Genomic DNA, 26633 nt, shown 5'->3' with positions numbered 1-26633 from the left:
GTTTATGGCTAAGTCAGCCTCCTCTATAAAAATGTCATCCTTTCAGGATTGGTGGAAATTAGAGATCTTTTATAAAAACTTGATTATGAATTTCCTGAATAACGCTTTCCGTAACGGTTTAGCCAATCCATCAATTTATTCACGTCCTGCATTTTAAATAATTCACTACCCGAATTCATTGTAGCGGCTGATCCGCAGGCAACGCCCATTCTTACGGCTTCACGCAGAGATTTTCCTTGTGAAAGTGTCCAGACAATGCCAGCTACCATACTATCCCCAGCACCAACAGCACTTTTTTTCTTAACGGGTGGTGCGGGAATATGTTCAACCTGATCTTCTGTAACAAGCATGGCCCCCATAGCACCCATAGAAACCACAACCACTTCACATTGATTACGGATAATGAGCGCACGTGCCGCATCATCCACATCATCCATTTCCAGTTTGTCAACGCCAACGAGCTGGCTTAACTCTGTAATATTTGGTTTTAACAAATAAACACCTGCTTCCGTCGCGGATTTGAGTGCGTCACCTGAGGCATCTGCAATAAACCGGGCACCTTGTTTGTGCGCAATCTTTGCAATTTGTCCGTAAAAATCATCAGGGGCACCAGGCGGCAAACTACCGCTGGCTATGATATAAGAAGGTTTGGGATCAAATTCTTCTATGGTTTCCAGAATAGAGCGGACTTCGGTTGGCATCAATTCCGACCCCGGAACACCAAAACGATATTGAAAACCAGTACTGGTTTCTAAAACATGGAAATTTTCACGTGTCCATTGTTTTGTTTCAATGACCAAAGTTTCTACGCCTTCGCTTTTTACCAGTTTGTGCAAACGTTGTCCGGTTGGACCACCAATTGTAAAAATCGCTGTTGGATTTCCACCCAGCCGGTGTATGGCTTTTGCTACATTAATACCACCTCCGCCAGCTTCAAAATTAGGCGTGTCGCAACGCAGTTTATTTTCCGGGACTATGCGATCTACGTTCGCACTTTTATCCAGAGCCGGGTTAATGGTTAGTGTTACAATAGGTCCGGTAGCCATATTTTTTGTAGTAAATTTATATTAAATAGAAACCAGTTGTTAGTAATGCATTTATATGAACCAAATTACGATAATATAAACAGAAAAGTAACCGTCAGTTCTCTCATTTTCTTTTACAAATTGTCATACAGACAATTTTAAGCATCAGCCTTCTGTCAGATTCCAGCCGCCATCAATGGTAAGTGTTTGGCCGGTTGTAAATTTGGAATAGTCCGACATGAAATACACAGCCGATCCGTCCAGATCAGCTGGCAATCCAAACCGGCCGCCATTCAGTGTTTGTTTAGCACTGATAAATTCTTCGATCTGCTGGTTTTTATTTTCCGGATTTTCAATAATAGAAGGAGCTATCACGTTGATCCGTATGTTATTTGGTGCATAAGTAGCAGCAATAGACCGGGAAAAACCAATCACCGCAGATTTTGCAGTGGCGTAAGCATGCGCAGAAAAATGTCCTGGAAAAGGAGTGAAGTCCAGTGCAGAACTCATATTTAAAATAGCACCGCCTTTTCCCATACCAAGAAATGCCTGAACGGCAGCTTGATTTGATAACATCAAAGAAGTTAAATTTAAGTCCAGCGTACTGTTCCAGCCACTTAACGTTAATTGATGTAAGGGGCCGTCACCGAATTTTTTTCCGCTGCCACCGGCAACATGATAAAGCCCGTCAAAACTACCAAACTCCCTGATGCACAATTGAATGGCTTCCAAAGAAGTATTGGCCTGGGTGGCATCTCCTTGTTTGGCGCGGGCCTGGCTTCCTAGTTGTAATTCAGCGATGAGGCAATTTTCCGGATTTCTCCCAACCACCACCACATTCGCCCCATGCTTGACAAAAGCCTTGGCAGCAGAAAATCCCAAACCCGTTGTACCTCCGATAATTACGATCGCTTTATTTGTCAGCCAGTTTTCCATACGTTCCATTTTTTATGCAAAATAGAACTATTACCATAGAATGTAAAATAAAAGCACCTCGCCGCTCTGAAAACAGAAACAACAAGGTGCTTTTATTTTGAATATAAATCCTTAGCCTAAGCTACCGAACGGAGCAAAGACATCGATGATTTGCTGAATTTTTCCTGAGCATAATCTAACGTCATCGTAAATTCCTTCACATCTTTTTGTGAGGGTAGATCAAACATGGCGTCTGTCATGATTGATTCACAAATGGCACGAAGTCCGCGGGCTCCTAACTTGCAAAGCATAGCCTGGTCTACGATGAAATCAAGCACTTCTTCAGTAAAGTGGAGTGTAATGCCTTCCATCGCAAAAAGCTTGCTGTATTGTTTTACCAATGCATTTTTTGGTTCTGTCAGAATGCGACGTAAGGTTTCACGGTCAAGCGGATCCAAATGCGTAAGCACCGGAAGGCGGCCGATCAATTCTGGAATCAAACCGAAAGATTTCAAATCCTGAGCTGTTACGTAACGCATTAAATTGCCCTTGTCAAAAATTTCGATGATCCGGTTATCTCCTGAAAATCCGATCGGGCGCGTATTGATACGTTTTGCGATATGGCGTTCAATACCATCGAATGCTCCTCCGCAAATGAAAAGAATATTTTCTGTATTAATCGTAATCATTTTCTGATCCGGATGTTTACGACCTCCTTGCGGTGGAACATTAACTGACGAACCTTCCAATAATTTCAAAAGCGCCTGCTGAACACCTTCGCCGCTTACATCACGTGTAATGGATGGATTATCCGATTTACGGGCAATTTTATCCATTTCATCGATATATACAATACCTCTTTCTGCTGCTTCAACATTATAATCAGCTGCCTGCAAAAGACGTGTCAAAATCGTTTCAACATCCTCACCAACATAACCTGCTTCCGTTACAACGGTTGCATCGGCAATGCAAAAAGGTACCTGAAGAATACGTGCGATTGATTTAGCAAGATATGTTTTACCAGTTCCGGTTTCACCTACCATGATGATATTCGATTTTTCAATCACAACGTCATCGTCAGTGACCGCCTGGTTCAGACGTTTGTAATGGTTGTAAACTGCCACAGCTAACGAACGCTTGGCATCATCCTGACCTATCACATATTGTTCAAGAAAACGTTTGATCTCTGTCGGAGGAATCGATTTGAGTTTTGGCAACTTCGTTTTCTTATCTTTTTTATCGTCTTTGGAGTTTAGCTCTTCGGTAATGACCTGATATCCCTGAGCAATGCAATGATTGCAGATGTGGGCATCAATACCTGAGAGTAAAAGTTCTACTTCATTTTTTTTGCGTCCGCAAAACGAACAACTTACTTGTGCCATCGGAGAATATATACAGTTATTGAATTACTATTTAAGCACATACCCATGTTTTGGTTATGTGAAAATCACTATAATAGAATATGGGTTTATAACAAAAGGATCAGGCGCATTGTTTCAAAAGACTGAATTACTGTTTGATGCTTTTAACAATACCGGTTTAAACATATTTAAAACAAATCGTGCCACAATGAATAAGCAGAAAAATTCGCAGTGAATAACTTAACCTTAACACATTGAAATATAATGATTCCGTAAAGTTCGGGCTTTTTAAGTTTGTTACAAAATTCAGTTTATACCATAAAAGAAAAACCACCCGTAAGTTACTTAACGGGTGGTTTTTGTAAAGAAGATATTTTGAAAACTTATTTATCGCGCGTCAAAATTTCGTCGATAAGTCCATATTCTTTTGCTTCGTAAGCACGTAACCATTTGTCGCGATCCGAATCAATACTGATCTGCTCAGCAGTTTGTCCTGTATGGTTTGCAAGGATTTCGTAAAGCTCATGACGAAGTTTTACGATTTCACGGGTTGTAATTTCAATATCAACCGAAGTTCCCTGTGCTCCGCCGGATGGCTGGTGAATCATCACACGTGCATGTGGAAGTGCTGAACGTTTTCCGGCTGCTCCACCTGCAAGTAATACAGCACCCATAGAAGCAGCAAGACTTGTACAAACCGTAGCTACGTCCGGACGAACATACTGCATGGTATCATAAATTCCCAAACCAGCATAAACAGATCCACCAGGACTGTTGATATACATCAGGATATCTTTTTTAGGATCAGCTGACTCTAAAAACAACAATTGAGCAACAATTATATTGGCTATATTATCATCAACACCTGTTCCCATAAAGATGATACGATCCGCCATTAATCTTGAAAATACATCCACTTCACGAAAGTTCATCGGACGCTCTTCAATTACCGAACGGGTCATGTTTTCAACAGTGTGGTTCATATAACCGTCAACTGTAAGGCCACTCATTCCAAGATGGTGAACGGCATATTTTCTAAATTCATTTCCGTGATTCATGAATAAACTTTAATTTAAAAATAATATGTAATGGATAGAGTACATCTTTTAAAGAACAAAAAGCCGCACTGCTTAGTTTCGAATATGAAAAAGCTGATTTCTTTCTTTGTCCTTCACAAAATTGATTATTTCCATCAATAATCCTTGTCTGTTTCGGTTATAATTTATCGAAAATTGCGAGAAGCGATTCAATGAATGCTTTTTAACTTGCATTTGTTATCAGTCAAAAGCCAATAATACGAGTAAAATTTAGTCTTTCAGAAAATCAGTATTAAAATTTATTCTGTCAATCAGACTATGAACAATACGAACAACCCATCAGAAAAAATACGGCAGCTGCGCCTGCAAAAGGATTTGTCGCAGGAAAATATGGCCGATATGCTCGGGCTTTCCACAACGGCCTATGGTGATATGGAGAGAGGAAGGACAGAACTTTCCTTTTCACGCCTTGAAAATATTGCCAAATTATTAGATGTTTCCTTACCGGAACTACTAGGTTTCGAATCAAAAACACTTTCAGAAACAGAATGGCTCCGTCAGGAAAATGAAAGATTATTATCGACCAACGCCAAACTGCAAAATGAACTGGATCTGTGGAAGCAACGGTTTGGTTCGTTGGTAACTTTGGAAATTGGAAGACAAGTACAGCAGCATCGGGAGCCGATTGGGTTTTGATGTTATGCTTTCGGCTATCAGCTTTCGGCAATCAAACCGTTAGCCCCAATTTTACGACACCAAAAAGACAATGGGAATATTTGACATTATTAAAAAGCCAAACAACGGAAGTAATCCCAAAACGGCTGAACAAAGGAAAAAGCAAACTGAAATACTTTTAAAATCTTTGAATATTACGTTCATTGACCACTTGCCTTTAATTGAAGAAGAAAGTGAAGTAATAATTAGAACAGCACAACAAATTGCTGAAAGAATTTTAATTTTAGTTTATTTAGCTTACGTTTCCGAAGTTCCTGACGAAAGAGAAAATGTAATTGAATTTTTAAAAACAAATTTGCTTTGGGACAAAGTTTCGCCAGACGAGAAAGAACTCTTTCAAAAAGAAGAACTGACAGACCAAGAGACCGCAAATATTTCTTGGCGTTCAGAAGGAGTATGGTTATTACTTTGGACAATCAACAAGGTAGACAAATTAGAATTACCGACGGAACAAGTTGAAATACCAGAAATTGTATTAAGGCTTCCTGAATTTCTAACTGCCCCAAGTGAATTTATTGAAAATGCAATTGTTAGACCAACAACAGAAATACTTGACCAATCAGACTTAATTTATAGACTACATTGGGCAACAAGAAATGCTGACTTAAATAATCAACCAATGCCTGCAAATTTGGATTTCAGCATAATAATGGAAAGACACTATGCAATAAATTGGGTAACATTTTACGCAGACGAATGGGACGAAATATCAACGGATACATAATAAAAACTGGTGCAACAAGGGTTTTGCGTCAGGCGAGCTGAAGTGCAAAAGTCAACAGCAGTTTTTCTATTGAACATTAGTAATAAAACCAGCATTTGTGCTTCGATTTCCCGCCCGAACGCAAAGCCACAAAACGTAGAAAAACCAAACGAGGTCAACTTCCGAAAAAGTTGACCTCGTTTATTATATCAAAAATGAAATACTTAAAATTTAAGCAACTTCACCTTTTGCAAGTTTTTCAAATTCAGCAACATCAATGGTCTGCTCATCCGTAGCAACCTGGCTGCGAACGATATCGATGATTTTGTTATCAAAAACCTGATTGAAAATCTGAGAATAGTTGTCACGTTCTTTGTCTGCAAGGTAACCTTGTGCAACGCGGTCGATTGTATCGCCCATGCTGTCGTCGTCACCGTACATTCCAAATTGTCCGCGAACCATTTGTTTTGTGAATTCAAGGATTTCAGGATATTCAACCTTCACACCTTGTGCATCAGCAATTTTGTTTTTGATCAAACTCAATTTCAATGATTTCTGGAAATCTTCAAATTGTTCTTCGATCTGCTCACGCGTAAATTTGCCTTCGTTGGTACGTTCCAACCAGTCTTTAAGGAAATCTCCCGGAAGATCAATCTGGATTGAATTAATTAAAGCAGTTTCAAGATCACGACGAAGCAATGCTTCTGTTTCGCGCTCGTAGTTTCCTTTAATTACTTCAGTTACTTTTTCATTGAAAACTTCCTCGCTGTCCGCAACGCCTGGTCCAAGTACTTTATCAAAAAATTCCTGGTTAACCTCTGCCGGTGCAGAACGCGTGATATCTTCAACGATCAAAGTGTAGTCACCTGAAAGCTCGCCAATATCTTCTTTTTTCTTTCCAGTAACGTGCGCAATAGCAGCCTGGTCAGCAAAAGTGTTTTGAATATCAAAAGTTACAACGTCATCTTTTTTCAAGCCGATAAATTTAGCCTGATTTTCTTCTGCAACCTGTTTTGTAGGGATGGCAGTCCGGGTTGTAAATTCAGTTGATTCCTGTTTCAATTCTCCGAAGATCATATCACCCAGTTCGCTTACTTCCGGATGAGTGCTGTCAGAGAATCTCTCACGAAGACTGTCAACCGTTTTGGTCAACTCTTTTTCGTCAGTTTCAATCGTGTAACGTTTTACAGCCGGAATCTCAGAAAGATTAACTTCGAAATCAGTAGCAACACCAAGGTCGTAGCTAAATTCAAAATCACCTGGTTTGTCCCAGTTTGCTTCTTCTGCTTTTTCACGGTTAGGAATTGGATCCCCAACAACCTGTAATTTATTTTCGCGGATATAAGTGCTTACTGCATTGCTCAAAAGACTGTTCACTTCGTCAACCAATATGCTTTTTCCATACATGCGCTGGATTACATGGGATGGTACTTTGCCAGGACGAAAGCCTTTTAAATTCACACGTTTCGAATAATCCTTGATAGACTTATCAACTTTTGGCTGATAATCATCTTTGGTTAGCGTAACTTTAAGAGAGGCCAATGTTGGCGAATTCTTCTCTAATAAAACTTCCATGCTTATTGCTATTAGTAAATGTGCTTTTTTAGGTAAAACGCAAAACAAAAATGCCCTCAAAACAGTGTCCTGAGGGCATTTGACGGGTTAATTCGGAGCAGTTCATCTTCTTATTTCAGATAGGAAACATGACGCCCCGTCAATCCCTTGTTAGTTGTACGGGCGGAGGGAATCGAACCCCCACGCCTTGCGGCACTAGATCCTAAGTCTAGCACGTCTACCAGTTCCGCCACGCCCGCTCTTATTTTTCGTCCCATCCTTCAACCCTTGTCGTTGGTTGGGAGTGCAAAGGTAGCAAAGTTTGTTTTAGATGTGCAAACTTTTAGAAAAATATTTTTGAAAAAATTATTTTGTTGAATAATCTCGCTAAAATTTGTTATTTTGGTGAAGCGTACTAATTACTATTAAGCATTGGAGCAACTCGTTGAAACCCTGAACATAGATCTGGAGCAGGAGCGTAAGGATATCCTCAAAAAATATCGCAGGTTGTTACGAACAGCCAAGCCTTTTTTGAAGGATAATGATGCGAAATTAATCAAAAAAGCCTTTTATACATCTGTCGAGGCGCATAAAGATATGCGTCGCCGGTCTGGGGAGCCGTACATTTATCATCCGCTTGCAGTAGCACAAATTGTAGTTGAGGAGATTGGATTGGGTACGACCGGCATCGTTTCCGCATTATTACATGATGTGGTGGAAGATACAGATATGCGTATTGAAGATATTGACCGGTTATTTGGGAAGAAAGTCGCAAAGATCATCGACGGACTTACCAAAATCTCCGGAAGATTTGAATACGGAACTTCGCAGCAAGCCGAGAATTTCCGGAAAATGCTGCTTACACTTTCAGATGATGTTCGTGTAATTCTGGTAAAGCTGGCCGATCGTCTGCATAATATGCGGACACTTGACAGTATGCCGCGTGACAAGCAGCTGAAAATCGCTTCGGAAACTATTTTTATTTACGCGCCGCTGGCACACAGACTTGGCCTTTACAGTATCAAGTCAGAGCTGGAAGAATTATATCTGAAATATACCGAGCCGCAGGAATACCGTGCGATTTCAAGAAAACTAAGAGAAACCAAAAGCTCTAGGGATCGTTTTATTTCCAAATTCACAGAACCAATTGCAGAAGATCTGGAAAAAGCGGGTTTAAATTATATCATCAAAGGACGTCCAAAATCGATTTATTCGATCTGGAATAAAATGCGCAAGCAGAATAAGCCTTTTGAAGAGATTTATGATTTGTTCGCGATCCGTATCGTTTTGGAATCCCCGCAGGAAGGCGACCGCGAAAAAGCACTTTGCTGGCAGGCATATTCCATCGTAACGGATCACTACAAACCCAACCCTGATCGTCTGAAAGACTTTTTAAGTACACCACGTGCGAACGGATATCAATCCCTGCACTCGACGGTTATGAGTAAAAGCGGACAATGGGTAGAGGTGCAGATCCGCACGTCACGCATGGATGAAATTGCTGAAAAGGGATATGCGGCACATTGGAAATATAAAGGAAATGATACCAAAGTTCGTGGAAATATTGAACAGTGGATCAGTCAGGTAAGGGAAACTTTGGAGACAGGTTCTGGCGATAAAACGGCTGCGATCGAGTTTCTGGATGAATTCCGCACCAATCTTTTCAATGAGGAAGTTTTTGTTTTTACACCAAAAGGAGAACTGAAAGTATTGCAGAGTGGTGCAACGGCACTGGATTTTGCTTTTGATATTCACTCGGAAGTGGGCGTGCATTGCATGGCAGCCAAAGTAGGAGGGATTCTTGTTCCGATCAGTTATGTGCTTAGCAATGGTGATCAGATTGAAATTATAACTTCAAATAAACAAAAACCAACCGAGGACTGGCTTCGTATTGTACGTACTTCAAAAGCGCGGGCAAGAATAAAAGATTTCTTAAAAGAAGATAACAAACGTTACGAAACGGATGGTCGTCAGCTGGTTGAGAAAAAACTAAAAGTGCTTGGTATTGAGCTGACAGCGGAAGTTGTGAACCAGCTTAGAGCATTTTTTGAAAGTAAAACAGCCGCCGATTTCTTTTACAAAATCGGGAAAGGATATGTACAGTTTGATGAATTAAAAAGATTCAAACGGGACAAAGAGGCGAAGGAAAGAAAAGCTGTAACGGCTGCTGTCATTCCGCCGATTGAAGGTGCTGATGGTAAAACTTATACCAAGCTTCTTAAAAATATCCATGGCGACCGCGCCGATAGCGATACGCTGCTGATCGGGGATGACATGGATAAAATTGACTACAAACTGGCTCCCTGCTGTAATCCGATTGCAGGAGATGATGTTTTTGGATTTGTGACAATCAATGAAGGGATCAAAATCCACAGAACGACCTGTCCTAATGCTGCTGAATTGATGTCCAAACACGGTAACCGCATCATCAAAGCGAAATGGGAATCAAACAAGGACGAAGCATTTTTGGCAGGTTTATACATTTCCGGAACGGATCGCGTCGGATTGATTAATGACGTGACCAGGATCATTTCCAATGAGCTGCACATCAATATGCGCGGGCTTACGATTGATACCAAAGACGGAGTTTTCAATGGCGATATCAGGCTTTACGTTCAGGATACGCGCCATTTGGACATTCTGATCAGTAAATTGGAGCAGGTCGAGGGAGTTTATAATGTACAAAGGTTTGACACGAACCTGACAGGAAGCGTTTAAATATTGAACCAATATTCGTATGACTTGTTAATCAATTGGTTCATATAATATGATTGTCCTGATAATGGGCAATACCTGAAAGCTTCAAATGACAACCGCAGCATAATTACTACTGTGATTTAAGAAAAAAAGCACGTAATTTGCGCAAGATTTTCAAAAGATATGCCACAAGCCAGCAAACCAAATTTTGAAGCCGCCAAGAAAATTCTTACGGCTTACCTTGAAAATAAAGGACTTCGCAAGACCCCTGAAAGGTTTGCGATATTGGAAGAAATCTATACCCGTGAAGATCACTTTGATGTGGATGAGCTTTACATCAGCATGAAAAACAAACGTTATCGTGTGAGTAGGGCAACGGTGTATAATACCTTAGACGTACTTGTAGATTGTGATCTGGTAACCAAACATCAGTTTGGAAAGAACCTGGCACAATTTGAAAAATCGTACGGAAACAAACAGCATGATCATTTGATTTGTACGGACTGTCACAAAGTAATGGAGTTTTGTGATCCAAGAATTCAGTCCATCCAGAATATGGTGGGTGAAATGCTGAATTTTAGCGTACTTCATCATTCCCTTATATTTTATGGCAACTGTACCAAAGAAAATTGCCAGAACAGAAAGGAGCATGCAGAAGAAGTAGCCGTTGGTCACGAAATAAGAGAATAGTATCGATGAGGCGTAACAGACATTTTATGGTTTGTTACGCCTTGTCATTTTAGCAAATAATAGTTTTTAATAACCATTTATTGGATGAAAGTTGACGTATTGCTTGGTCTCCAGTGGGGAGATGAGGGTAAAGGTAAAATCGTGGATGTACTTGCACCACGTTATCAGGTAGTAGCAAGATTCCAGGGCGGTCCTAATGCAGGGCACACTTTGGAATTTGATGGTATTAAGCATGTTTTGCACCAGATCCCATCCGGTATTTTTCGTAGTGATATTCAGAATATTATCGGAAACGGTGTTGTTTTGGATGCTATTGTTTTCAAAAGAGAGGTTGAAAATTTAGCTAAATATAATCTTGATTTAGCCGGAAATTTATTCGTTTCGAAAAAAGCATCGTTGATTTTACCAACGCATGCGTTGCTTGATGCAGCTTACGAACGCTCAAAAGGTGATTCGAAAATCGGTTCAACACTTCGTGGAATCGGACCAACTTATCAGGATAAAATTGCTCGTTTGGGACTTCGTGTTGGTGACGTTTTGTCTCCTAATTTTGCTGATAAGTATAAAAAACTTGTTGATGCCCATAAAGTTATCCTTGACTTTTATTCTTTCGATTACGCATCTGTTCTTCCTCAGGCTGAAGAAAATTTCTTTGCTGCGATTGAATTTATGAAGCAATTCACAATGGTTGACAGCGAGTATGTTATCAACGAAGCAATTGCTGAAGGAAAAACGGTTTTGGCAGAAGGAGCACAAGGTTCTTTGCTTGATATCGACTTTGGTTCATACCCTTTTGTTACGAGCTCGACAACCATGGCAGCCGGTGCTTGTACTGGTCTAGGTATTGCGCCAAGTGCGGTTGGAGAGGTTTTTGGTATTTTCAAAGCATATTGCACACGTGTAGGAAGCGGCCCTTTCCCAACAGAATTGCTTGAAGAAACGGGTGAGAAAATGAGACAGGAAGGTCGTGAATTTGGCGCTACTACCGGTCGTCCGCGTCGTTGTGGATGGTTAGATTTGCCAGCTTTGAAATATGCAATTATGATCAATGGCGTTACGCAGCTGATCATGATGAAAGTTGACGTACTTACTATTTTTGACACAATCCGTATTTGCACACAATATCGTTTGCCAGACGGAACGTTAACAGATCAGCTTCCATATGATTTGTGTGATGATACGGTTGAACCAGTTTACAAAGATTTTGCAGGATGGCAGCAATCACTCGACGGAATACGCGATTTTGATGCAATTCCTGAGCAATTGATGGCTTATGTGAAATTCCTTGAAGCTGAACTTGGATTGCCAATTACCTTCATTTCAACAGGTCCTGACCGTGAAGCATTAATTACGCGCGAAACGACGGCTCTTCTGAATTAAGATAAAAATACAGGAAAAATAAAATCCGCCTGGAACATGAAGTTTCAAGCGGTTTTTATTTTGTATGGTACTATAAAATATTTTGACAAGATTATTCTAAAAGTGACAAAACATCTTCTCGTGACAGCGATTTTATAAAACCATCTTCATTAGAAATTAAATCATCAGCCAATTGTTTTTTCGTTTTCTGTAAAGCCAGAATCTTTTCTTCAACCGAATTTTTTGTAATAAACTTATAAGTGAAAACAGTTCTGTCCTGACCAATTCTGTGTGCTCTGTCTACTGCCTGTGCTTCAATAGCCGGGTTCCACCATGGATCTAAAATAAATACATAATCCGCAGCAGTAAGATTTAGCCCCAATCCTCCGGCTTTCAGAGAAATCAGGAATATTTTAACGTTCGCATTATTCTGAAAATTTTCGACTTCGGCCTGGCGGTCCTTGGTTGAGCCATCCAGATATGCATAGGTAACATTTCCCTTATCCAGATAAGCACGGAATAAATCAAGATGTTTGATGTACTGACTGAAAATCAGAATTTTATGATTTTCACTGATGGCGGTTTCCATTTTATGGAGCACGTCTTCGAATTTACCTGAGCCATCGGTATATTCCGGGTCAACCATTTTTGGATGATTGGCCAATTGTCTCAATTTCGTTAAGCCTTGCAAAACAACGAGCTGAGATTTATTAATACCGTCAGAATCTATACTTTGTAAAATCAGGTTGCGGTAATAAGCTTTGGCTTCTTCATAACCTTTTTCCTGCTCTTCCGACATTTCACAGTATTGAATACTTTCAACCTTTGCAGGAAGATCCGTTGCTACCTGTGATTTGTGCCGGCGTAGAATAAATGGTTTGATCAGATTATACAGACGTCTGGACTTATCCTCATCACTTTTCTTTTCAATAGGAATCTGGAATTCATCCCTGAAAAAAGTTTGGCTTCCTAAAAGTCCCGGATTCACAAAGGACATCTGGGACCAGAGATCCATCGTACTGTTTTCAATCGGCGTACCAGTCAATATCAGCCTATTGGCAGAATTGAGTCTGCGGACAGCTTTTGTGATAATTGAAGACGGATTTTTAATCGCCTGTGATTCATCCAGGATTACGTAATTGAACCGGAATGACTGGATCAGATCAATATCAAGCCTTACAATTCCATAGGAGGTAAGGATCAGATCAAAACCTTCAAACTGTTTAGTATCTTTTGCCCGGTAGGTGCCGGTGTATTGCATAACTTTTAACTTCGGAGTAAATCTTTTTGCTTCAAGCGCCCAGTTGTACAAAAGCGAAGTGGGCATGATCAGCAAAGAAGGCTCTTTAATTCCAGCTTCTTTTTGAGATTGAAGTAACGCCAGCGTTTGTACCGTTTTCCCCAAACCCATATCATCCGCAAGACATCCACCAAAACGATACTGATTTAAAAATTGCAGCCAGTCGTAACCTGCTTTTTGGTAAGGACGAAGCGTTCCTTTGAAATGTTTCGGTGCTTCACTTGGATCGATCTGGTTAAAATCCCGAAGTCTTTCAAGTTTGTGGCTAATAATGGCAGTAGCCAGGCTTTCCTCTTTTAATTCCTGTACAAGCGCCAAATGGTGCATCCGTAACCTTATTCCATCGGTATCCTGATCATGTTCAGAAAAAGCAAAAAGCTCTGAATATTTTGTAAACCACCATTCCGGAATTACCGCTATTTCACCATTTGGAAGCATGAACTCCTTTTTTTGATGCAGAATATAATTCCTTAATTGAATAAACGGTATCTCAAATTCTCCAAACTGGACTTTGGCATTAATATCAAACCAATCACGTCCTTCTTCAATTGAAACATCCAGTGAAGAGTAGCCTAAGAAATATCTTTTTGCATCAGCATTATTCTGACGAAGGATAAAACCATGTTCCGATAGTGTTTTGGCTTTGCTTTGTAGCCAGCCAAACGCTTCCGATTTTGGCATCAAAACGGGCCCCTCCTTTATGGCAAGCCCCCATTCTTTCAGCTGGTTTAGATTATGCCGTTCAGCAGTCGTATCACGTTTTACTTTATAAAAAGTATATTCCTCTGCTTTTTTATCAATAAAAACACTAGATGAAACTGCAAAGCTGTCGAAGGGGAAAGTGTAGTGGCCATACTGGAAAGCCATGCCAAAGGAAACCTCACCATCTTCTGAATTAATCGGAGATGCATCATCTCCGCCTGGTTCTGCAAATAATAAAGCAGTAGCGGTTTTACCTTTTATACTTACATCTGCAATTGTGAGTATAGGTTTAGGAACGGTTGAAATATTTCTTATATCGAAACCTTTCGAAACTACATCGTAAGAAGCGATAAGGGGAGCCACAAATCGCTCATAATACTGCTCTTCCATTTTACGTGGAATAGCAATGAATTTTTTTGCGAGAAACGGCTTTATTTTTTTTCCGTCAACATTTCCTTCAAAATGGTACAAATGCCCATCAACAACCAGCCAGGCTGGTTCTTCACAAAGAATGATCGCATTTTTATATTGAAAATCAAGCTTCTGTTTATTGTGGCGAATTGTTGGGAAGTAGTGCGTATTATCTTCGTTCCGCATAAAATAAAAACGGATGGTAGCCTTTTCCTTTTCCCATTCGACATGTTTCCAAAGCGGATTCCCATCACTGCCCATAATGAAAATTTCTTTCCCCGAAAGTTTTTCAAGAATTCGCGCCTTACTGTTTTCCAGATAAGCTGTTATTGCTTCCTGAATAACTTTATCACCTTTTTGAGGGTCATATATTTTCAAGAAGAAATCGACCGGAGAAAGCTTTTTTGTGTTGAATTTCTTTAAAATAGTATCCTGCTGGATATCATCTACCAAACTTACCAATTCAAAATCCGTTGCATCAAGTCCCGCACTGAATTCCTCTATATTTTTAGAAGAGATGTTTTGTATCTGAAAGGAAAAATCGCCCTGACTGTTTAATTGAACAACAAAAGACTCGAATATGTAGCCAAGATACTCATGATCCAGAATGGAATATACAATCTTAAAGGGTTCAGAAGGAGATACTTTCATGACAGTTGTTTCACAAAACGATGATGCAGCGTTCGAAAGCTATCCATTCACGAGATAGTTCGCTCCGTTGGAATTTGAAAAATATCAAATATAGGTGAAAGAGGGGCAAAAAAAAAGTCTAGACCTGTTCGTAAAGGATCTTACGAGTCCGTAGCAGGGGATGAGTTAATAGAAATTTGTAGCTTTTAATGAAAGAATAATTTTTCATCATCTTCATAGATGACAAATACAATTTCATTTTTAGTAGTGTAACTAAAAATGAAATTGTAAAGATTTAAATGTATGTAGAAATTTGAAGCAGTCTGGGCTTTGTGAAAGAAAGATGGTGAAGACTATTTATCCGGTTGTTTTTATTACATAGTTTCCCAGCAGGCTTAATTCTGCCCCGGCATCAATCTGAATATTCCTTACTGTAACATTTTGTCCTAAGGTTACTGTATGGCCCGGATTGATCTTGACATAATCTTTTGGTCCTGGCATACATCCTGCGGACCAGATATTCCTATCGGGCCATGCTCCTGATGATACAGTCTCGATGACGTTGGAAAAAAGCGATGTAGTTTTAAAATTTTTAAATAAAATTGAATCAGTACTCGAGGATTGAGTCCCAAACCAGTCATTTAGTATATCTGAGTATATTCTTCGGAAATCGATCTGCATTTTTATGTCCTGATTGTTAACGACAGGAGTTGGTTGCAAGGGTACTAAATCATTGACTAAATCAGGATTAGATCCTACGACCTGTCTTTTGATATTTGTTCCAAAGACAAACATCGGCGCCGCAACACCGTGGTCGGTTCCGAAAGAACCATTGGAAGTGGCTCGCCTTCCAAAGTCAGAAAAGGTCATTCCTATAACCTTATCTTCTGTTCCCTGAAGTTTTAAATCATTTTGAAAAGCAGAAATACTTTCAGAAAGTCTTGTTAATAAATTAGCATGTAAACCCACAGAAGGATCAGAAGAACTGACCTGATTTGCATGGGTGTCAAATCCATACATTTCAACAAAATAAATTTTTGTTTTTAACCCTCCATGTATCAGTCTGGCCACTATTTTCAGCTGTTCGCACAAGTCATTTGCAATCGTAGCTGCCGGATATGTTGCCATATTCGTACCCGCATCGGCGGCTCTTTTTACTTCGCCTGCAAAAGCTTTATTTAAAACCTGCTGCTGCCTGCAAAACTTGATCAATTCTCCAGCATCACAACATGGGAGATCATTTAAACCTGCATAAGAATTTGCACCTAGTAAATTATAAAAACTGGTAGGATTTTCCAGGGTTATCCCCATATTTTGAGTACCTCCAGACAGAGTCGGCGAATTCATGAATCCTATTTGAAGTGCAAGCGGATCTTCCATATCTGTATTTGGGAAGTCTGAGGGATAGCCAGGATAACGGGTATTCAGATATCTTCCGGCCCAGCCGGTATCAACAGATTTATCGGAATCAACTGCTGTCATCCAGATATCGGTTGCTCTTACGTGCGACTGACTTGGATTTGGATATGAAACGGAATGTACCATAGCCAGTTTACCTTCGTCGTACAGGCTTTTCATTCCAGACATAGCCGGGTTAAATCCCGTTAAATCGTTTCCGTTAAGTTTTAGGATCTTGTTTTCTGGAATGGCAATATTGCTTCTTAATGAGTTGTAGGCGGAGTATTGATCAAGTGGAATTAATGTATTTAATCCATCATTTCCTCCGTTTAAATATATTATTACCAGAGCCCGATCGGATTCTAATGCTACCGTTTTGCTTAAAGACTGTACTAACGCCGAATTTTTGTCAAATGACCTAAACCCAAATCCGTTTACAGCAAGTGGCAGAACTATTCCGGATGCAGCCGCTAAAAAATCTCTCCTTTTCATAAGTAACAAATCAAAATATGTTATACTCGGCCATCTTTAACAGGTATGTGAAAATGTTATAGCAGCAATGTAAAGCCGCTCCGTTTGTTTGATCTTCTCTGTACCAATTCCAAAAAGTTATCCAATAACTCCGGTTACGCCCCTCCAGCATAATGGTATCTATTAAATAATCCTTTTGAGACTGACTAAGATCAACAGCGTATAGATTTTCAATGAGTGCATCCAGTACAACTTCGCATGCAACAGCGGGAGTGCCCGCTACATCGCTGAAATTAGGTTGAAGAGTTCTTACCCATGCCAAAATATCAACCCCCAATATATAGCCAGGATAGATTTCGATGTTGGGATATATAAATACATCCATATGAGAGGAACGATGCATTAACGTTGCGCCGTTAATCCAGTTTTTCGAATATCCAATTTGGTAATAAGGCGGAAAGCCAAATACTGCTGGTTGGTCTAAAAATGCCATTTGCATCGCTACCATCCCCCAATGAACAAATTCCATGTATTTTTTGTATCCCTGCGTTTGCGTGGTTACATCTGGAACCGGTTGGTTAAAGAATCGTAAAGCTCCAATCAGAAATTCAGAAGGAGCTTTCATCATAGAACCAATATTGGCGTTATCATAAAATATCTGACTGGTCAGTAATTTTTTTAATACTGGCTGGATCTGAAAATCGTTTTGAGGACTTGCGAAAAAATTGGCAAGAGGTATGATGACGTTATTTTCTATATCCTGGGTAACATCCGTATTCACATACCATCGATATAGTTTTCTGCAAATAAATTTCGGTGATTCAGGATGGGCAAGGAGCATATTTACCAGATCGGCAACTTCTGCATCACCGCCATCAGGAGTTGATCTGCCCTGGATTACTGTGTTATTATATTTGGCAGAAAATGTTTTGTTTGAAGTGTCGTGCCTGGATACAGAAAAGGTAACGCCATTTGCAGGCGGTGTTCCCACCCAGTTGGTATTCACCTGCCAACCGGTCAAAACTTTTGAGGCCGCTTTTACATCATCTTCGGTATAGTTGGCATTTCCAGCAAAGTCTTTTTGACCTACGGTAAACAATTCCTGAAGTTCTCTTGCGTAATTCTCATTGGGATGATCTTTTTCATTTTCATTACCACTTTGATATAAGAGCATCCCGGCATTTTTGGTCATGTCTACGGTCATATTTCGAAAACTTCCCAGACAACCTTTCCGGAGTAAATCAAGATATTGGAATAGTAATCTGTATTCTCCAATAGTGCTGTGCGCCACAACAAAGTGGTTTTGCCAAAATGCAGCTAATTTTTCAAGAACTGATGGTGCATTATTTTGTTGACACATTAAAGCTATCCACCAATATCTGACCATATAGCCCATCTCGAATTCCCTTTCCCGCATGTGAGGCAATTCCAAATAGGGTTGACGGTAAGTTGCGCTACCAGGGTTTAGATCGACAGGGGGTGGAGGTGATATGGTTAGGCTGACATTGCTTATCAGCAGGTCGACGGCTTGCGTTGCAGTAAGCCCCTTGAAATTCGTTATTTCCTGCTGTGTAGGGCCAAAGGTTGCCCTCCGTAACAAATGGGCAGCAGTTTTCGCTGTTAAGGGTGTAGTATAGGTATCTAAATATGGCATTGTAACTTATTTTTTAATTCACTCGAGTAAGCACTGTTCTATTATCTTGCTATTAATAGCTTACGGACTATCTGTTGTCCATCGTTTGTATCTATGCGAATAATGTATGATCCGGCAGATAAGGCTGACACATTGATACCGTCCGTCGTAAAACTTGCGTTTTCTATCATCTTTTTACCACCAACTTCAAATAATGAGATTTTTGACCCAACTTGCGATACATTGGAAAGGTAAAATTTGTCAGTAGCTGGATTTGGATAAACAGTAATATCGAAAATGTTGTTAAAGCTGATTTGGCGGATCTGGCTATATGCAAATGTCCCGTCTGTATCTATCATCTTCAAACGATACAGGTTGTTGCCGTTTAAAGGCTCTCTGTCAGAGAATGAATAATTTTGCGTTGCAGCGTTGATATTTTTCGTGAAAATACTACCAATACTTGTCCAGGACTTTCCTAAGTCACTTCGTTCAATTTCAAATCTGTCACTATTTATTTCAGAAATAGTGCTCCACGAGAGTTGGCTGGTTCTTTCAATGGCTTTAACTTCAAAATTTACCAGTGTAACGGGCAAAGGCCCTCCTGGTGCAGACGCTAGGGTATAAACGGAATAATTATCTGGCGAAAAGGCCGAGGTTGTAGTAATGGATCCGTTTTGAGTCGTACTGGAACCACCTAATATGGATACCTGATCGTAAGTAGCAGGAATTTTAGTCCACTTCGATCCATTCCATCCAACAATCATAAGTTTAGAGAGGTCACTGCTGCTTAAAAGGGTAGCGACATTGCTTACGGGGCTCCATGTCAAAGTGATTTTTCCACTAAAACTACCATTGATGTCCCATAACTCTGTTGGGCTTACTGAACCAATATCAACGTCTTTGGAAGATCGGGGAAACGGGCCACCCGGTATTTCATTCACGCTATTATCAACTGATCCGAAGAAATAAGCACCTGTAATACCGTTTGCATCCGCAGCAAAGGGACGGTAATATCCGCCATTTCCTACTGGGTAAATGAATTTGGCAGTTCCCATTTTTTTTACGTACCCGTCTATATATTTCCCTGACTCCAAACCGCTGGATGTAACCTGGGCTGAGTAACTAAGAACTCCAATGCTACCCGTTCTGGCGGTAATAATTGTATTGCCCTGCTGAGCATAGACAGCAATGTTTTGCAGGGTGAAATAAAAAACCAATATAATAACAGAACAAAAAAGATACTTCTTGCTTCTGCAAAGTCTTAAATCTCTCATATAACGCGAGCTTTCATCCACTAAACTATTTATCGATTAAAACTAATTCATATTGTAAATATATAGTTAGTTTTACAATATAAATAAAAATAAATCTACAAAATAGAATCAAATAAATTCTACAATTGATGTAATATTTATTATTTATGCTGATTCGAAGCTTTGAGGACATACTAAAACTTAAACTGATCTGGTTTTTGTAGCCTTTTGAGGCACAAAAAAAGGAGTTACGAAAAGATCGTAACTCCTTGACAGTGATGTACCGGGGACGGGAATCGAACCCGTACGAGCCTTACAGCTCACAGGATTTTAAGTCCTGCGTGTCTACCAGTTCCACCACCCTGGCATTAACCCACCTTCAAACAAGTTTGTCGGTTTTTATGAGAAAAAGCACCGTTTCCGGTGCTCTGTATCTCTGAGCAGAAGACGAGGTTCGAACTCGCGACCTCAACCTTGGCAAGGTTGCGCTCTACCAGCTGAGCTACTTCTGCGTGTTGTCTGGTGCGTTATTTGATTAACGTGGTGCAAAGGTATTCATATGACCTATGCGGCGCAAGTGTTTGATGAAAATATTTTTGAAAAAAAATGAAACAATTTATTAACAAATTGTAAATCATAATAGTTAGCAAAAATAAAATTTTTACATTTTTTTCAACATCATCTTAAATGATTCAACTGTGGCCTGAAATATGAAGTTAAGGCCACAGTTTTTAGACATATATGAAAAGTAAAATATTGATAAACTTATTTTTAGTAATTAACCATACTTCACTGATTTTGGTGAGGAAAGATTATACTTACAACCGTTTGTCCAAATAGCCTCCGGCCCTTCAATTTTTGATTACCTTTGTATCGTATCGACTATGGAGTAAAGCTCCCCGGTCACATCACTCATCTCTGTCGTTGGTCAGGTTTAAAAAATAAATTTTCATGTTTTCGAACGAAGTACTGTTTTTTGGAGGATTCCTTTTAGTAATTGGTGTAATGCTCCTTTTGGATTTGGGAGTTTTTAACAAAAAAGATCACGTTGTAAAATTTAAAGAAGCTGCCGCCTGGACTGTTGCCTGGATTTTATTGGCACTCGTATTTTACGTGGTCATTAATACACATGGCGACTTGGTTCACGGTGTAAATAACTATGACGAGCTTGCCAGTATTCAGTCCAAATATGCACCGCACTTAAAACTGATTCCTGATAACTTCGAAGCCAGTCTGGAAATATACCGGAAAAATATGTCTCTGGAATTTATTACAGGCTATTTGCTCGAATACGCACTTTCAGTCGATAATATTTTTGTGATCATATTGATTTTCGCCTCCTTTGGTGTACGTCCTAAATACTACAAAAAGGTTTTATTCTGGGGAGTTTTGGGTGCCATCATCATGCGTTTTATATTCATTTTTGTAGGTTCCGCTTTAATCCAGCGCTTCGAATGGATCATTTATCTGTTTGGTCTGCTGCTTGTATATCAGGGTGGAAAGATTTTCTTTCAGGGCGACGAAGATGAAAAAATTGATCCGGCCAAACACCCTGTTGTTAAATTTGCTTCAAAATATTTCTCCGTTTTTCCTCGCTATGTCTACGAACATTTCTTTGTAAAGAAAAAAGGGAAATGGCTTGTCACACCTCTTTTTGTTGTTGTTCTTATCGTTGAATTTACGGATTTGATCTTTGCTGTGGATTCAGTTCCAGCTGTTTTCTCGGTAACCAAGGATCCATACGTAGTTTTCTTTTCAAATATTTTTGCGATCATGGGCCTTCGTTCCATGTTCTTCTTTTTAAGTAATATCATGGGGCTTTTCCGCTTTCTTAAATATGGACTGGGTGTTCTTCTGGTGTTTATTGGTGGAAAAATGCTTGCACATGTTCAACTTGAAGAGATGGGTTTCAAGACTGTTTATTCCCTTTATGTAATTCTTGGGATCCTGGCAGTTAGTATTCTTGCCTCAGTTATTTTTCCTGAAAAAAAAGAAGTAAAAGAAATCGCATCCAATAGTTAATTCAGGGATCGTTTTAAGTCTATGAACCGCATCCTAAAAGCCTATTTAAAACGACTGACTAACCTCAGTACACGCAACAAGTCACTTTTATTAACAAGTCTTCCGGCTGAACAATTTCTGGATTTAAACGAAACCGATTTTCTTCTTGGAAAATCTTCTTTCGAATTTATTCAAAATCTGATTCAACGAAAGAACCGGATCGCTGTTTGCGATATACAGGATCCTCGTTATGAAAAAGTAAATGAGATTAGTAAAAGATTACGAAAAATAGCGCGTACGGAGCATTTTATTGAAGAGGAGCGGGGATCCAGAGATTTATATGTTGGCTATCCTTTTGTCCGTGGAAAACTTTCTGATGGCACGCCCATTCATGCACCCCTTTTATTTTTTCCGGTAACGCTTCGGATTGATCGGGAGCAATGGTGTCTGTTTGAACGTGATGATATTGGTATTACATTGAACCGGAGCCTGGCACTGGCTTATGCGCATTTCAACGAAGCCATAATTTCAGATGAAATACTTGAAAAATCTTTCGAGGATTTTTCAAAAGATATACTTGAATTCAGGACCCAGCTTTATGAGTGGCTGAAAGAAACGCCGCTAAAAATTAACTTCAATCAGCAGCTTTTTGAGGATAAACTCAGTCCATTCGATATTCAAAAAAGTGCAGATTTACAGCTTTTAGAAAAAAATGGTGAACTGAAACTTTATCCCGAAGCAGTTTTAGGAATATTTCCACAGGCCGGTTCCTACCTCGTGCCGGATTATAATACTTTACTGGATTTATCTGAGCAGGAAAACTTTAAGATGCCTCTGGTTCATGAAGAAATTGATGAAAATTTTCAACCACAAGAAATTTCGGAGTTAATAAACGTCGAATCTCAGGCGGTTCTGCGTGAAGAACAAATATTGACACCTTTTGCCATCGATGAGTCACAGGAAGGCATTATTCGTGCGGTAAAATCCGGGAAATCTGTTGTGGTACAAGGCCCTCCGGGAAGTGGAAAGTCCCAGTTGATATGCAACTTAATGGCAGATTTTGCGGCTCAGGGAAAACGAGTTTTACTGGTTTGCCAGAAACGGGCGGCACTGGATGTCGTTCATCAGCGGTTGAAGACCGTTGGTATGGATCCGTTTGTTGCACTTATTCACGATTTCAAAAATGACAGGGCAGATTTATATCGACAATTTGCGACGCAGATCGAACTGGTAGAAACCTATCGTCAGCAAAATTATAGCCTGGATGCTGTTTTTCTGGAAAGGCAGTTCAGCCAGGAAAGTCGTCAGATTGATCGTACGGTTACTGAACTTGATGTTTTCAGAAACGCGCTGTTCGACGAAACTGAAAGTGGGGTTTCTGTAAAAGAATTATATCTGACCTGTAATAGTAAAGCCGAAGTTATCGAAGTAAAAGATCTTTACCGGTTTTTTCGTCTTGATCATTGGGATGATTTTAAGAGAAGACTAAAAATTTTCTCCGGTTATTATCTGCGCTTTAATGAAGCGCATGCGTGGTTTAACAGGAAAAGTTTTGCCAAATATGGCATCGGAGATTTACGGAATATGGAAAAAATGCTGTCCGATTGGCCGGAAGCATACAAACTTCAAAGTCATAAATTTGAAAGAATAGCAGGGAGACCTTTTTCCATTGATTACATTCAAAATAGAAATGAAATACTTGAACGATTAAACGATATCTCCGACCTTATTCAAAAGGAAGTTACCTATAATCTCTTCAAAAAATATATAAGTTCGGATAAAAATTCGTCCGAAAGGCTGGCTTTTATCCGTCAGACTACGGATTCACTGGAAGGTTTTGCGGAGGATGGGATTGAGTCTAATTTAAAACCATCGGAACTAATAACTTTTCGTGCGCAATTGAAAAAAGCAATTGATGCAAAACAATCCTTCGTATCCGGTATCTGGTGGAATTTGTTTGGAAACGAAAAGGCAGCAGTAACCGATATTGCAGCGAGGAATGATCTTACCACTTCTTTGGAAGATCTGGGTAAACTTGAACTTCGGCTTCGCAACAGGATGGAACTGGAAAACTGGACCCAAAGTCCATTGCTGAATTTTGACGAAAAATATCTTGAATTTAATGCTTCGTTTGAGCAGCAATATATTCACTTTTTTCAGGATGCTGAAAAAGCTGCGGATGCAGTTTCGCGTACTGTGTTAAAGCCGTGGAAGGAGATAATTATACATTTGGTCTCGCAATCTGAAAACTTGAACGATTTCCGGGATTATATAAATAAATTGTCTGGTTGGATTCAATCATGGGGAAGGCTGGAAGAGATGATGAGTCCCTTTTTAACTCCCCAACAAATTGAAAAACTGGTTTTAGACCCTGAAAATTATAGCAGGGAATTACATTCCTCCCTAAGTAAAGATTTTGATTCACTTGCAGAGATGGATAAAATCGTCTTTGAAATGAATGCAAATGAGCAAACCGTTATAAAACGCATTACATCAAAAGCACAGAAATCCGGTTACAAGCAATCTGATGAATTTCTTGCTTTATTTGAAAACAGTATTTCGCTCGAATGGATAGAACATATTGAAAATAAATTTCCGGAATTAAGGGCTGTCACTTCACTGAAAATGCAGCAATGGGAAGAGCAGTTGCAGGGCAGTATAGGACAAAAGCAAAATTTAAGTCGTGATATAACGGGAATAAAACTGAGGGAGGCAACTTATCAGGATATCGAAAAAAACCGTCTGGGATATCGCGTGACCTACCGCGAATTAAATCATCAGGTAACAAAAAAGCGGAAAATCTGGCCGATACGTAAACTTCTGGAAAATTACGCGGATGACGTTTTTTCGTTAATTCCATGCTGGATGGCGTCTCCTGAAGCAGTCTCGGCAATATTTCCAATGCAGTCGAATTTATTTGATCTGGTTATTTTTGATGAAGCTTCACAATGTTATGCAGAATATGGATTGCCGGCGGCCTATCGAGGGAAGCAGGTTGTGGTAACAGGTGATGCCAAACAACTTTCTCCAAGTGATTTATATAAAGTCCGGTATGAAGAAAAACCTGATGAAGAAGAAGTTTCAGTAGCACTCGAAGTAGTTTCTTTGCTTGATCTTGCTGCCCAAAGTCTTGATCAGTATCAGCTATCAGGACATTACCGTAGTCTTTCCCTTGATTTGATTGGTTTTTCTAATCAGCATTTTTATAAAAATTCTCTGCGTCTCTTACCTGATTTTAAATTAATAAATGAACAGGTACCGGGGATTTCTTATGTCAAAACGGACGGTGTCTGGAAAAATAACATGAATCTGATAGAAGCTGAGAAAGTGGTTGAGCTTATCCGTGAGCTGGGCATAAGTGATAAAACATTTGGCGTTGTCACATTTAACTTTTATCAGCAGCAGTTAATTCAGGAAATTCTGGAAAGGGAAAAGGTAACAGCTCCTGATTTATTTGTCAAAAATATTGAAAACGTTCAGGGTGATGAACGTGATATAATCATCTTCTCAATGGGTTATGCTCCGGATGAAAAAGGGAAAATAACAATGAATTTTGGTAGCCTGAATATGCAGGGCGGTGAAAACCGGCTAAATGTTGCTGTAACCCGTGCGAGAGAAAAAATTTATTTTGTAACAAGTGTATGGCCTGAGCAATTGCAGACTGAGCAAACGGCGAACGAAGGGCCGAGATTATTAAAAGCATACCTTCAATATGCCCGGCAAGTTTCTGACGGCGATTATCAGCCAAAACCGTTAGCCACGGATCGTTTCAGATCAAACTGGCTATTGAAAGATAAGCTGGCAAAACTGAGACCCGATCTTCACAAGGAATTACCATTTTCTGACCTTACAATAAAGGAAGAAGGGGTATATAAAGGTCTGATTCTGACGGACGATGATTTGTATCACCGAAGTAAATCGTCGAAGGAACCACACGCTTATTTACCCCTTCTGCTGCGACTGAAAAACTGGCCTGTCAGACGAATTTACAGCCGCGAATATTGGGCCGGATCGATGAACTTAGATGATTAAAGTTCTTTAATCCGGATATTTTTAAAGGAAACTTTATTTCCATGATCCTGCAAGGCAATTTTACCTTTTTGAGATACACCGAAACCATCCCATGTTTTGAATTTGCTGTTTGCAACAAGCTTTTCCCATTCAGGGCCCATGGTAGAGAACTCAACCAGTTTCTTGCCGTTCAACCAGCTTTCGCCATGGCCATCTTTTATAATGATCTTCGCTTTGTTCCATTCACCGGCAGGTTTTGTAGCGGCGAAATCGCTTGGAGGAAGCATATCATATAAAGAAGCTGATTTGTGATTTCCATCTTTTCCCGCTTTTGCATCCGGGTGTTTCACGTCATCAAGAATCTGAATTTCCGGGCCTGTTGAATATGGACAGCAGTATTTCTTGTCTTCAATCACGTGATAGATAATTCCGCTGTTGCCACCTTCACTGATCTTCCAGTCAAGTTCCAGTTCAAAATCACCGTATTCTTTATCTGTAACCAGATCTTTTCCACCTTTGTCAGCAAGTACGATCGCGCCGTCTTCAACTTTCCATTGAGGTAAAACCGAAGATTCCTGCCAGCTATGCCATCCGGTTATTGTTTTTCCGTCGAACAATTTCACCCATTTCCCTTTTTGTGCCTGCGCTTCGTTTCCAAGAAGAGCCATTGAAAATAAGGCGATTACAGCTGTTTTGCCATATCCTTGCCATTTTGTCAAATTCATATCCTATTATTTTAAAAGTTTG

At 39.8% G+C, this 26633-nt stretch carries 17 protein-coding genes and 3 tRNA genes; 7 read left to right on the top strand and 13 right to left on the bottom strand.

All coding sequences use genetic code 11. The features are described 5' to 3' along the window. Positions 1–83: 83 nt before the first annotated feature. The 4 genes from LXL81_RS21375 to LXL81_RS21360 form a co-directional block, all read right to left on the bottom strand. Positions 84–1046, bottom strand: coding sequence for a 1-phosphofructokinase family hexose kinase (locus LXL81_RS21375; RefSeq protein WP_234648799.1), 963 nt, complete (start codon positions 1044–1046; stop codon positions 84–86). A 144-nt stretch (positions 1047–1190) separates the two neighbouring features. Further along, complete coding sequence (locus LXL81_RS21370) at positions 1191–1961, bottom strand: SDR family NAD(P)-dependent oxidoreductase (RefSeq protein WP_409013945.1); 771 nt, start codon at positions 1959–1961, stop codon at positions 1191–1193. Positions 1962–2077: 116 nt separating this feature from the next. Next, positions 2078–3322 (bottom strand): ATP-dependent Clp protease ATP-binding subunit ClpX, encoded by a 1245-nt coding sequence (clpX, locus tag LXL81_RS21365; RefSeq protein WP_234648797.1) that lies wholly within the window; start codon positions 3320–3322, stop codon positions 2078–2080. A gap of 362 nt (positions 3323–3684) precedes the next feature. Beyond that, positions 3685–4359 carry a ClpP family protease gene (locus LXL81_RS21360; protein ID WP_234648796.1) on the bottom strand — a complete coding sequence of 225 codons (675 nt, stop codon included), beginning with the start codon at positions 4357–4359 and terminating at the stop codon, positions 3685–3687. 297 nt (positions 4360–4656) lie between these two features. On the opposite strand from LXL81_RS21360, the gene LXL81_RS21355 reads away from it, so the two are divergent. Next, on the top strand, positions 4657–5034 hold the full coding sequence (locus LXL81_RS21355) for a helix-turn-helix domain-containing protein (protein WP_234648795.1): 378 nt from the start codon (positions 4657–4659) through the stop codon (positions 5032–5034). A gap of 70 nt (positions 5035–5104) precedes the next feature. After that, positions 5105–5797 carry a DUF4272 domain-containing protein gene (locus LXL81_RS21350; protein WP_234648794.1) on the top strand — a complete coding sequence of 231 codons (693 nt, stop codon included), beginning with the start codon at positions 5105–5107 and terminating at the stop codon, positions 5795–5797. A 210-nt stretch (positions 5798–6007) separates the two neighbouring features. Here LXL81_RS21350 and tig read toward each other — a convergent pair whose 3' ends face one another. Further along, positions 6008–7351: a trigger factor gene (gene tig, locus LXL81_RS21345; RefSeq protein WP_234648793.1), complete on the bottom strand. Its 1344-nt coding sequence runs from the start codon at positions 7349–7351 to the stop codon at positions 6008–6010. 157 nt (positions 7352–7508) lie between these two features. Beyond that, positions 7509–7590, bottom strand: a tRNA-Leu gene (locus tag LXL81_RS21340). Between the two features lie 172 nt (positions 7591–7762). On the opposite strand from LXL81_RS21340, the gene LXL81_RS21335 reads away from it, so the two are divergent. The 3 genes from LXL81_RS21335 (at position 7763) to LXL81_RS21325 (ending at position 12097) form a co-directional block, all read left to right on the top strand. Then, entirely contained in the window at positions 7763–10048 is a 2286-nt protein-coding gene (locus tag LXL81_RS21335) for a bifunctional (p)ppGpp synthetase/guanosine-3',5'-bis(diphosphate) 3'-pyrophosphohydrolase (RefSeq protein ID WP_234648792.1), read from the top strand. Between the two features lie 162 nt (positions 10049–10210). Then, positions 10211–10717, top strand: coding sequence for a Fur family transcriptional regulator (locus LXL81_RS21330; RefSeq protein WP_234648791.1), 507 nt, complete (start codon positions 10211–10213; stop codon positions 10715–10717). Positions 10718–10801: 84 nt separating this feature from the next. Further along, positions 10802–12097, top strand: coding sequence for an adenylosuccinate synthase (locus tag LXL81_RS21325; RefSeq protein ID WP_234648790.1), 1296 nt, complete (start codon positions 10802–10804; stop codon positions 12095–12097). Positions 12098–12188: 91 nt separating this feature from the next. Here the strand turns inward: LXL81_RS21325 and LXL81_RS21320 are convergent, their stop codons facing one another. The 6 genes from LXL81_RS21320 to LXL81_RS21295 form a co-directional block, all read right to left on the bottom strand. Then, positions 12189–15140, bottom strand: a complete 2952-nt coding sequence (locus LXL81_RS21320) for a DEAD/DEAH box helicase (RefSeq protein ID WP_234648789.1) — start codon at positions 15138–15140, stop codon at positions 12189–12191. Between the two features lie 336 nt (positions 15141–15476). Next, a complete protein-coding gene (locus LXL81_RS21315) occupies positions 15477–17009 on the bottom strand; it encodes a DUF1501 domain-containing protein (RefSeq protein ID WP_234648788.1) in 1533 nt (510 codons plus the stop codon). Positions 17010–17019: 10 nt separating this feature from the next. Next, complete coding sequence (locus tag LXL81_RS21310; protein ID WP_234648787.1) at positions 17020–18642, bottom strand: DUF1800 family protein; 1623 nt, start codon at positions 18640–18642, stop codon at positions 17020–17022. Between the two features lie 41 nt (positions 18643–18683). After that, complete coding sequence (locus tag LXL81_RS21305) at positions 18684–19895, bottom strand: T9SS type A sorting domain-containing protein (RefSeq protein WP_234648786.1); 1212 nt, start codon at positions 19893–19895, stop codon at positions 18684–18686. 260 nt (positions 19896–20155) lie between these two features. Further along, positions 20156–20241, bottom strand: a tRNA-Leu gene (locus LXL81_RS21300). A 72-nt stretch (positions 20242–20313) separates the two neighbouring features. Continuing rightward, positions 20314–20386, bottom strand: a tRNA-Gly gene (locus LXL81_RS21295). Positions 20387–20825: 439 nt separating this feature from the next. Between LXL81_RS21295 and LXL81_RS21290 the strand changes: the two genes are divergently transcribed. After that, on the top strand, positions 20826–21896 hold the full coding sequence (locus tag LXL81_RS21290) for a TerC/Alx family metal homeostasis membrane protein (RefSeq protein ID WP_234648785.1): 1071 nt from the start codon (positions 20826–20828) through the stop codon (positions 21894–21896). Positions 21897–21917: 21 nt separating this feature from the next. Continuing rightward, a complete protein-coding gene (locus tag LXL81_RS21285; protein WP_234648784.1) occupies positions 21918–25907 on the top strand; it encodes an AAA domain-containing protein in 3990 nt (1329 codons plus the stop codon). On the opposite strand, the gene LXL81_RS21280 is transcribed toward LXL81_RS21285, so the two are convergent. Next, positions 25904–26611, bottom strand: coding sequence for a DUF1080 domain-containing protein (locus tag LXL81_RS21280; protein ID WP_234648783.1), 708 nt, complete (start codon positions 26609–26611; stop codon positions 25904–25906). The genes LXL81_RS21285 and LXL81_RS21280 overlap by 4 nt on opposite strands. Between the last annotated feature and the right edge of the window lie 22 nt (positions 26612–26633).

Source organism: Dyadobacter sp. CY356 (genome assembly GCF_021440195.1).
Lineage (GTDB): Bacteria > Bacteroidota > Bacteroidia > Cytophagales > Spirosomataceae > Dyadobacter.
This window is presented reverse-complemented; position numbering and strand designations above follow the sequence as displayed.